Raw genomic sequence first — 9,496 nt, 5'->3', positions numbered from 1 at the left:
AGCTCTAAGTACAGCAGCAGAATCTGTAGTAAAATAAGGATTACCAGTTCCTCCTCCAAAAATAACAACACGCCCTTTTCTCAAGTGGCTCATTGCTTTTCTGCGTATAAATGGTTCTGCTACTTCGTTAATTTTTATAGCAGTTTGTAAGCGTGTTTTAACTCCTGCATCTTCTAAAGCACTTTGTAAGGCTAAGCCATTAATAACTGTAGCCAACATTCCCATGTGGTCTCCCTGTACACGATCCATGCCATTACTGGCTCCAGCAACTCCTCTAAAAATGTTACCGCCCCCTATAACTATAGCAACTTCTATTCCTTTATCGGTTACTGCTTTTATATCTTCTGCATATTCGGCTAAACGTTGTGGGTCTATACCGTATTGACGATTTCCCATTAAGGCCTCGCCAGATAATTTTAATAGTATTCTTTTGTATTGCACAGTCTAATGTTTGATGTAATTTTCGTTTTGGCGAAAATAAGAGTTTGGCAAATATAATCAATATAGCCGATTGTTAAAAAAAGAATTGAAACATATAAGACTTAGTTTATATGTAGAATTTAGATAAATAATAATGGTTGTAAAATTATAAAGGATAAAATTGTCCTTTATTAAAATTATCTATAACTTTGCATTAATAATATTATAATATATGTTTTCTAAATCTTGCGAATACGGTCTCAGAGCAGCTATATATATAGCACAGCAATCTAAACTTAATAACAAAGTAAGTTTAAACAAGATATCTGAAGAAATCAATTCGCCACAAGCTTTTACTGCTAAGATTTTACAGCAACTTACTAGAAATAATATTATTAAGTCTATAAAAGGACCCTATGGTGGTTTTATTGTAGAGAAAGATAAAATGACAACAAAATTAAGTGAGGTTGTTAGTGTTTTAGACGGAGACTCTATATATACTGGTTGTGGGTTAGGGCTTAAAGAGTGTGATGCTAAAGCACCATGTCCATTACATTTTAAATTTGCCGATATAAGAGAGCGCTTAAAAGTTATGTTGGAAAGTACAACATTAGTATCTATAACAGACGAATTGGATTTAGAGTCAACTATATTAAAACCGTAAAAAAAATTTATAATTAAAAAAGATAAAAAGGTCTTTTAATCTTTTATGAAAACAACAAGAATATATAATTACCGAATTGCAATAGTATTTGTATGGGTAGGATTTGTATGCGCCATAAGTTTTATGGAGGCATGGTTAAAGTTTCAAGCACCAGGAATTACAACAAAATTAGGATTAGGCATTGGGCAGTTAGTTTTTGGAATGCTAAATAAAGTAGAACTAACTAGTGCCGCATTAATAGTATTATCGCTCACTCTTTATAAACCTAAAAAATTACTAAAAGAATCCTATTACCTTTTTATAGCATTAGCTCTCTTAATAGTTGAGAGTGTATGGTTATTGCCAGCCTTAGATGCTAGAGCAACACTAATAATAGAAGGCGAAATACTTACAGAAAGTATGTTACATCTATACTATGTTTTATTCGAAATTATAAAAACAGTCTGCTTAGTAATGTATGGGATGAAACTTTTAAAACGAATGCAAATAAATAGCAATTAAATAAATGAAAACAGCATCAATTACCAAAGATTTGGTTTATAACGACAATAAACCAAATATAACAGTTTTATTAAAAACGAAACAATCCAAAGAAATAAGAATAACAATGAAAAAAGGGCAGTTTATGAAAGAACACAAAGCACCGTTCCCAATAGTTATTGAAGTTTTTGAAGGAGCCATAGATTTCGGTGTAAATGGAGAGCGTTACAAACTAGTAAAAGGAGATTTAATAGCACTAGATGAAAATGTTCCGCATGATTTAATTGGGGTTCAAGATAGTATTGTTCGTTTATCACTCTCACAAATGGATACGGTAGAACGTGTAGAAAACATAGCTTAAACAAATAAAATAATTAAGACATAAAAAAATGAAGAAAATTTGGATTGGATTTTCAAGCGTAGTTATACTATCTTTTATTGCATTAATATGGGTAGGTACAGAAATTTACCAAACACAACCACCTATACCAGATAAAGTTGTTGTAAAGGAAACGCAAGAGGTTGTTTTTACTAAAGAAGACATACAAGTTGGGCAAAATGTTTGGGAGTCTATTGGAGGTATGGAAGTTGGGTCTATATGGGGGCATGGAAGCTATGTTGCGCCAGATTGGACAGCCGATTGGATCCATAAAGAAGCCATTTTTATGCTAGATAGCTGGGCAAAGCAAGATTTTAATGTAGCATACAACACTTTAAATACAGAACAACAAGCTGCTTTAAAAGCAAGATTAATTAACCATGTAAAAGTAAATACATTTAATGAAGAGAATAGGGTTATAACAATATCTTTAGCGAGATACAACGCTATAAAAAATAACTCTAAATATTATGCAAATATTTTTTCTGAAGGGCATGAACAATATGCCATTCAAAAAGGGGCTTTAGTAAATAAAGAAAAACTAGAACAGTTAAACGCATTCTTGTTTTGGACATCTTGGGCTGCTAGTACAAATAGACCAAACCAAGAGTATACTTATACTTCAAACTGGCCACATGAACCCTTAATAGACAATACCATTACTCCAGATTCTCAAATTTGGTCTGGATTTTCTATTATACTGTTATTATTATTTATTGGGATATTAGCCTATTATTATATAAGAAACCATGAAAAAGGTGAGGCTGTTGTACACCCAGAAAAAGACCCTATAAGTAATCTTACACTGACACGATCTCAAAAAGCGGTACTAAAATATTTTGTAGTTATTTCATTATTAATAGGTTTGCAAATTATACTCGGTATTTTAACTGTGCATTATACGGTTGAAGGGCAAGCCTTTTTTGGGTTCGACCTAGCTAATATATTGCCTTATTCTATTACACGAACTTGGCATACACAATTAGCTGTATTTTGGATAGCTGCAACTTGGTTAGCAACAGGTTTATTTTTAGCACCTATGATTAGTGGAAAAGAAATGAAATTTCAGGTTTTTGGAATTAATTTTCTATTTATAGCCTTACTTATTATAGTATTAGGCTCTTTGTTAGGGGAGTGGTTAGGCGTACACCAGTTTTTAGATTTAACAACTAACTTCTTTTTTGGGCACCAAGGTTATGAGTACATGGACCTTGGACGATTCTGGCAAATATTCCTTGGTATAGGGCTAGTTTTATGGGTTGTTATGGTTGGTAGACACATTCTTCATGGGATTAGAAAAAAGGATGATTCTAAGCATCTATTAATCATTCTTTTAATTTCTGTTATTGCTATTGGAATGTTCTTTTTCTCTGGATTAATGTATGGCGAAAATAGTAGTTTGCCAGTTATTAATTATTGGAGATGGTGGTTAGTACACCTTTGGGTTGAAGGCTTTTTTGAAGTGTTTGCCACTGTAATTATTGCGTTTATATTTTTAAGAATGAAAATAATATCTGCTAAAACAGCTGGTAAAGCTTCTATAGCATCTGCCACTATATTTTTGGCGGGTGGAATTATTGGAACACTTCATCATTTATATTATTCTGGTACACCCGTACAAGCTATTGCGCTTGGTGCTACATTTAGTGCTTTAGAGGTTGTGCCATTAACTTTAATGGGATTTGAAATTAGAGAAAACTGGAACTTGTTAAAGTCTAATGAATGGATGCAAAAGTACAAATGGCCCATCTTTTTCTTTATAGCAGTAGCCTTTTGGAATATGGTAGGAGCAGGTGTATTTGGTTTCTTAATTAATCCGCCAATTGCATTGTACTATATACAAGGTTTAAATACTACAGCTGTGCATGCGCATACCGCTTTATTTGGTGTCTATGGAATGTTAGGTATGGGATTCATTATTATATGCCTGCGTTTTTATTCGGACAGAGTATGGCATTCTAAAAAACTAAAACGTGCATTTTGGTTATTAAATATAGGTCTGGTAGCTATGGTAGTTTTAAGTTTATTACCAGTTGGTATTATACAAGCATACACTTCTATTACCAAAGGATACTCTTATGCTAGAGATGCTGAGTTGTTATACTCTCCAACAGTACAAACCTTAAAATGGTTAAGAATGATTGGAGATATTATATTCTCTGTAGGTATATTTTACTTCTGTTGGTTTACTATACAGGAAACAGTGTATTGTCTTAAAAAGAAAAAGTAAAGACTAAATTTAAATATATTAAGTAAATAAAAAACCACTACTCTAAAAATAAAGTAGTGGTTTTTTATGATATGATTTCTGTGTTAACAGAAAAACTAATTATTATCCTAAAGATACACGTTTAAAAGCTGTAACTGCTACTTTGTTATTAGCAACGTAATCTGCAACGGTTTGCTTTTCGTCTTTAATAAACTTCTGGTCTAATAAACATTGTTCTTGGTCTAATGTTGTGTTATCTGATACAAAACGCTCCATTTTACCTGGTAAAATTTTATCCCAAATTTGTTCTGGTTTACCTTGAGCTTTTAATTCTGCTTTAGCATCCTCTTCAGCTTTAGCCATTACTTCTGGAGTTAATTGAGCCATAGAAATGTATTGAGGTACGTTTTTAAGTGTTTTACCTAAACGTCCTAGCTCAATATTATCTTTTTCTATAACTGCAATTCTAGCTTCAGTTTCAGCTGCTACGTATGCAGGATCGAAATCTTTGTAAGATAACGTAGTTGCACCCATAGAGGCTACTTGCATAGCGACGTCTTTAGAAACTTCGGCTGCATTATCAATACTTTCAGATAAACCAACTAAAGCTGCAATTTTGTTAATGTGAACATAAGTACCAACATAAGCTGCTTCTAATTTTTCAAAAGCGTTGATTTCTAATTTTTCACCAACAACACCAGTTTGTTCAACTAATTTTTCTGCTACAGTAATTCCTCCAAAATCTGCTGCTAAGAAATCTTCTTTGTTATCGAAGTTAATAGCTATATCTGCAAATTGGTTAGCTAATGCTAAAAAGCTTTCGTTTTTACCAACGAAATCAGTTTCACATCCTAAAACGATAGCAACACCAACAGTGTTATCTGCGTTTACTTTAGAAACTGCTGCACCTTCACTAGAATCACGATCGGCTCTTTTTGCAGCTACTTTTTGTCCTTTTTTACGTAAAACATCAATAGCTTTGTCGAAGTCTCCTTCTGCTTCTACTAATGCTTTCTTACAGTCCATCATTCCTGCGCCTGTAGCTTTTCTTAATTTGTTTACTTCTGCTGCTGTAATTTTTACTGTAGTACTCATAGTAAGTATAATTTGAAAAAAGTCGTTTAATTTATTTTCAATATCTGAAAAAGAATTAAACGACTCTTAAAGTAAATGTTATTATATTGTTTATTCTTCTTCTTTTACTGCTTCAGCTTTTGCTGGAGCTGCTTTAGTTGCTGCTTTTTCAGCTTCTTTATTAGCTTTTTCAGCTTTACGCGCATTAAGACCACTTGTTACAGCATCTGTTACATGCGTTAATATTTTATCGATTGATTTAGAAGCATCGTCATTTGCTGGTATAACGTAATCTACTTGACGTGGATCTGAGTTAGTATCTACCATTGCAAAAATAGGAATGTTTAATTTTTGTGCTTCTTTAATCGCGATATGCTCACGTTTAATATCTACAACAAACAAAGCTCCTGGAAGACGTGTCATATCGGTAATAGATCCTAAGTTTTTCTCTAACTTAGCTCTTAAACGGTCTACTTGTAAACGCTCTTTTTTAGATAACGTTAAAAATGTCCCATCTTTCTTCATTCTATCAATAGTAGCCATCTTTTTGATTGCTTTTCTAATAGTAACAAAGTTTGTTAACATTCCACCTGGCCATCTTTCTGTGATGTAAGGCATGTTAATTTTACCTGCTTTTTCAGCGACGATGTCTTTTGCTTGTTTTTTTGTAGCAACAAATAAGATTTTACGTCCAGAGGCTGCAATTTTACTTAATGCTTCTCCTGCTTCTTCTATCTTAGCTGCTGTTTTGTAAAGGTTTATAATATGGATACCGTTACGCTCCATATATACATAAGGGGCCATGTTTGGATCCCACTTACGTGTAAGGTGACCGAAGTGTACACCTGCTTCAAGTAATTCTTTTACTTCTACTGCCATTTTGTAATAGTTTACGTTCTGTTGAATTAGCAATAATTAAGTGGTCTTTATATTTAAATCGCCTTAACTATTTAGATGCTAAACTAAATCCTGTCTTTTGGACTAGGACAACAATAACTGTTTTAATTTTTTTGTGTTTAACAAGATTGAAAAAAACTGATGAACAGATTCCCAATCGAGTTGAGAATTTTAACGTTTTGAGAATTGGAATTTCTTACGCGCTTTCTTCTGTCCGAATTTCTTACGCTCAACCATTCTAGGGTCTCTAGTTAATAATCCTTCAGGCTTAAGAATACCTCTGTTTTCGTCATTTAACTCGCACATTGCACGAGAAATTGCTAAACGGATAGCTTCTGCTTGTCCTGTAATACCACCTCCATATACGTTTACTTTAACATCAAAGTTACCTTCGTTTTCCGTTAACATTAACGGTTGGTTTACTTTGTACTGTAACGTAGCTGTAGGGAAGTAGTCTTTTAATGTCTTTTTGTTTACTGTAATTTCACCTTTTCCTTCAGAAAGGTAAACACGAGCAACAGCCGTTTTTCTACGACCAATTTTGTGTAATACTTCCATTACTTGAATTCGTTTAAGTTAATTGTAGTTGGTTTTTGAGCTTCGTGAGCGTGCTCTGTTCCAGTTACAACAGTTAAATTTCTAAAAAGCTCTGCTCCTAATTTATTTTTAGGTAACATTCCTTTTACAGATTTCTCTACTAATCTTGCTGGATCTTTTCCAAACAATTCAGTAGCAGTTAAACTTCTTTGACCACCTGGGTAACCGGTGTGACGAATGTACGTTTTGTCATTCCACTTGTTTCCCGATAAGTTGATTTTTTCTGCGTTGATAACAATTACGTTATCTCCACAATCAACGTGTGGTGTGAAGCTAGGCTTATGTTTTCCTCTTAAAAGTTTTGCAACTTTAGAAGCCATACGCCCTAACGTTTGACCTTCAGCATCAACTAAAACCCACTGCTTATCTACAGTTGCCTTGTTAGCTGAAATCGTTTTGTAGCTTAATGTGTCCACAATTATTAATTTTATTTATTAAACATTCCTCTCTCGAAAAGAGTTTGCAAATTTACGATTATATATTTGATTACCAAATAGTGAAGCCCTATTTTTTATAGACAAAAAATCGGTTCATTTATTTATAGATACTAAAAGGCTTAATCTTTTAATAATTAAGTTGTTATTAGTTTGTATAGATGCAACAATATTAGTACTTATTAAAATAAGATAAAACAAGTATTAATTATGTGTTAGTTTGGTAATGATTTTTTGATGTTGGGGAAATTTAGAAATTAGCTCTGTTCTATTTGGAAGTTCGAAATCACTAAAATCGAATCCAGGCGCTACAGTGCATCCCACTAACGCATAAGTATCGTTGCCAGAAACTTCGGCAGCAAACCAATCGCCTCCAGAAACTACTAATTGTGGCACTTCTCCAGTAGTAAAATCTCTTCCTATTTTATATTCTGAATGTTGACCCTCTGGAGATATTGTATGTAGTTTAATAGTAGTGCCATCGTAAAAATGCCAAATTTCATCTTGCTTAATACGGTGAAATGCTGAAAACGTATTAGAAGTTAATAAAAAATAGATACATGTAGAGTAACTACGTACACCGTTATAGGTTGGGTCTAAGCTATCTGTATTAATATTACCGATACTTCTATAAGTTTCTTTAAAATAACCACCTTCGGGATGTGGTTTTAGGTTTAGTAATTTTATAATATTCTCTATGTTATTCATTTATTAAAAGGGGGCTAGTTATACGCTTCATACGATTTACGAATGTAGTCTTTTGCTTCTTCATCGGTTTTAAAATCTGGTGTTTTATAATTCTCCCCTGTTTCTCTATTTTTATGCTCGGTAAGTGAAGCAGCATGTGCTTTTATAATTTGTGAAGCATGATTAGGAATTTTAACCGAAGCATCTGCTACTGGAGCTTTAATACCTTTCATTGGGTCGTCTTTTCTAACTTCGGAGAGTGAAAGCACATCTAAAATGCCTGGGGCGGCCTTGTCTCGGTTGGTTAATGGCGATAAGTCAAAGAGTTCTTCTATTGTTTTTAGTATGGAGGTATGGTCTAAAGGTGTTTCGCTTTTAGTTCTATATACAGTACCGGCTTCAATCCAAGGTGATATTAAAACACAAGGAACTCTAACACCAAAACGATCAAATTTAAAACCTGTGGTTTTATTTACAGCTTCTGGATTAGGTTGTGCTGCTCCTGTTGGCGGTGTAACATGATCATAGCAACCGCCATGCTCATCATAATTTATTATTAATAAGGTGTCTTCCCAATATTGCGATTGTTTTAGTGCATTATATATTTTTAACATGTAAGCCTCGCCAGCTGCTACATCGTAATTTGGATGCTGACTATTGCCATAGCTTCCCCATTCGGGTTCTATAAAAACATAATCTGGAAGGTTCTCATTATCTAAGGCATCTTGGAACGCTTTAAACTCTCCATATCCACAGCCTTTAGGAACACTACCATCTTTTTTGTATATGTCTTGACAAAACGAATACGTATAAGAGTATTTAGAGCCATCTCCATAAATTCCCCAAGTATGATTATTACTTTCTAGATGTTTAAAGATGCTTCTGGCACTATAAGATTGTGTTTCGTCGTATAAATGTCCTTGAGAAGTTGCCATGTGCATAAAAGCTCTGTTCGGAAGAGTCTCAGATGGAACTGAGCAATAATAATGATCGCAAACAGCGTAGCTTTTAGCTAAGTTTGAGAGTACCGGCAATGTCTCTGGCGTATACATGCCCATAATATCTTTGGGTTCTGTATTTGGAAATTTGCTTACTATTTCTAAACCAGACTGTGGTGGCGAAACATGTTTGTACCAATGGTGGTAGTTTTCGTCTTTATAGTGGTCTGAAACTTTATGTGGTGCTTCTGGTGTTGTTTTCGTTTTATTTGTTGGTTTTTTAGGATGAAACGGCGGGTCTCCAAAGTATTTGTTTCCTATTTTGTTTTCAAAATCTCTAACAAAGCCTTGGTTTGGTGCAATACCAGATGGATATGGTGGGTTTAAATTTCCAAATAACTGAAAGTTAGTATTCATAAACCCTTCTCCAGGGTCCATTTTAGGCATATAGTAAGTGTACGGGTTGTCGTTTTTAATAGGGAATACTTGTATTGTGTCGCCTTTGCCATCGGGATTTGTTTCTTGTCCTGTTAGGCCTTCAAAAGGGTGGCCTAGTGGCGATTTGTTGTCTTTGTATAAAAAGCCTAGCATATGATCGAATGAGCGATTTTCGAACATGACTACAATTATGTGTTTGATTTTTTCTTTAGGTGGTATCATTTCTTTTTGGTTTAATGAGTACTCTAATTTAGAGTTTAAATCATAGCATTCCAAATT

General features: G+C 33.8%; 11 protein-coding genes. 4 read left to right on the top strand and 7 right to left on the bottom strand.

Annotated elements, in window-relative coordinates; all coding sequences use genetic code 11:
• The coding region (locus tag ACVC2P_RS18660; protein WP_452599962.1) for an amino acid kinase family protein at positions 1-441 on the bottom strand (441 nt) is incomplete at its 3' end.
• Between the two features lie 211 nt (positions 442-652).
• On the opposite strand from ACVC2P_RS18660, the gene ACVC2P_RS18655 reads away from it, so the two are divergent.
• The 4 genes from ACVC2P_RS18655 to ACVC2P_RS18640 are packed head-to-tail and all read left to right on the top strand — an operon-like array spanning position 653 to position 4,173.
• The gene (locus ACVC2P_RS18655; RefSeq protein ID WP_452599961.1) at positions 653-1,084 is read left to right on the top strand and encodes an RrF2 family transcriptional regulator; all 432 of its coding nucleotides are present in this window, start codon (positions 653-655) and stop codon (positions 1,082-1,084) included.
• Positions 1,085-1,129: 45 nt separating this feature from the next.
• Positions 1,130-1,585 carry a hypothetical protein gene (locus ACVC2P_RS18650; protein ID WP_452599960.1) on the top strand — a complete coding sequence of 152 codons (456 nt, stop codon included), beginning with the start codon at positions 1,130-1,132 and terminating at the stop codon, positions 1,583-1,585.
• A gap of 4 nt (positions 1,586-1,589) precedes the next feature.
• A complete protein-coding gene (locus tag ACVC2P_RS18645; protein WP_452599959.1) occupies positions 1,590-1,925 on the top strand; it encodes a cupin domain-containing protein in 336 nt (111 codons plus the stop codon).
• Between the two features lie 28 nt (positions 1,926-1,953).
• Positions 1,954-4,173, top strand: a complete 2,220-nt coding sequence (locus ACVC2P_RS18640) for a nitric-oxide reductase large subunit (protein WP_452599958.1) — start codon at positions 1,954-1,956, stop codon at positions 4,171-4,173.
• 102 nt (positions 4,174-4,275) lie between these two features.
• Here ACVC2P_RS18640 and tsf read toward each other — a convergent pair whose 3' ends face one another.
• The 6 genes from tsf to ACVC2P_RS18610 all read right to left on the bottom strand — a co-directional run bounded on the left by tsf (position 4,276) and on the right by ACVC2P_RS18610 (position 9,439).
• A complete protein-coding gene (gene tsf / locus ACVC2P_RS18635; protein ID WP_452599957.1) occupies positions 4,276-5,247 on the bottom strand; it encodes a translation elongation factor Ts in 972 nt (323 codons plus the stop codon).
• Between the two features lie 90 nt (positions 5,248-5,337).
• Positions 5,338-6,105 carry a 30S ribosomal protein S2 gene (rpsB, locus tag ACVC2P_RS18630; RefSeq protein WP_452599956.1) on the bottom strand — a complete coding sequence of 256 codons (768 nt, stop codon included), beginning with the start codon at positions 6,103-6,105 and terminating at the stop codon, positions 5,338-5,340.
• A gap of 189 nt (positions 6,106-6,294) precedes the next feature.
• Positions 6,295-6,681, bottom strand: coding sequence for a 30S ribosomal protein S9 (gene rpsI, locus ACVC2P_RS18625; protein WP_452599955.1), 387 nt, complete (start codon positions 6,679-6,681; stop codon positions 6,295-6,297).
• Positions 6,681-7,136 carry a 50S ribosomal protein L13 gene (rplM, locus tag ACVC2P_RS18620; protein WP_452599954.1) on the bottom strand — a complete coding sequence of 152 codons (456 nt, stop codon included), beginning with the start codon at positions 7,134-7,136 and terminating at the stop codon, positions 6,681-6,683. Before rplM ends, rpsI begins: the two co-directional genes overlap by 1 nt.
• A 222-nt stretch (positions 7,137-7,358) precedes the next feature.
• Positions 7,359-7,862 (bottom strand): cupin domain-containing protein, encoded by a 504-nt coding sequence (locus ACVC2P_RS18615; protein ID WP_452599953.1) that lies wholly within the window; start codon positions 7,860-7,862, stop codon positions 7,359-7,361.
• A gap of 14 nt (positions 7,863-7,876) precedes the next feature.
• Positions 7,877-9,439, bottom strand: a complete 1,563-nt coding sequence (locus ACVC2P_RS18610) for an alkaline phosphatase family protein (protein ID WP_452599952.1) — start codon at positions 9,437-9,439, stop codon at positions 7,877-7,879.
• Positions 9,440-9,496: the final 57 nt, after the last annotated feature.

It is taken from the genome of Pontimicrobium sp. MEBiC01747 (assembly GCF_053601635.1).
The sequence above is the reverse complement of the archived record's forward strand: the minus strand, read 5'-3'. Positions and strand labels throughout refer to the sequence as shown.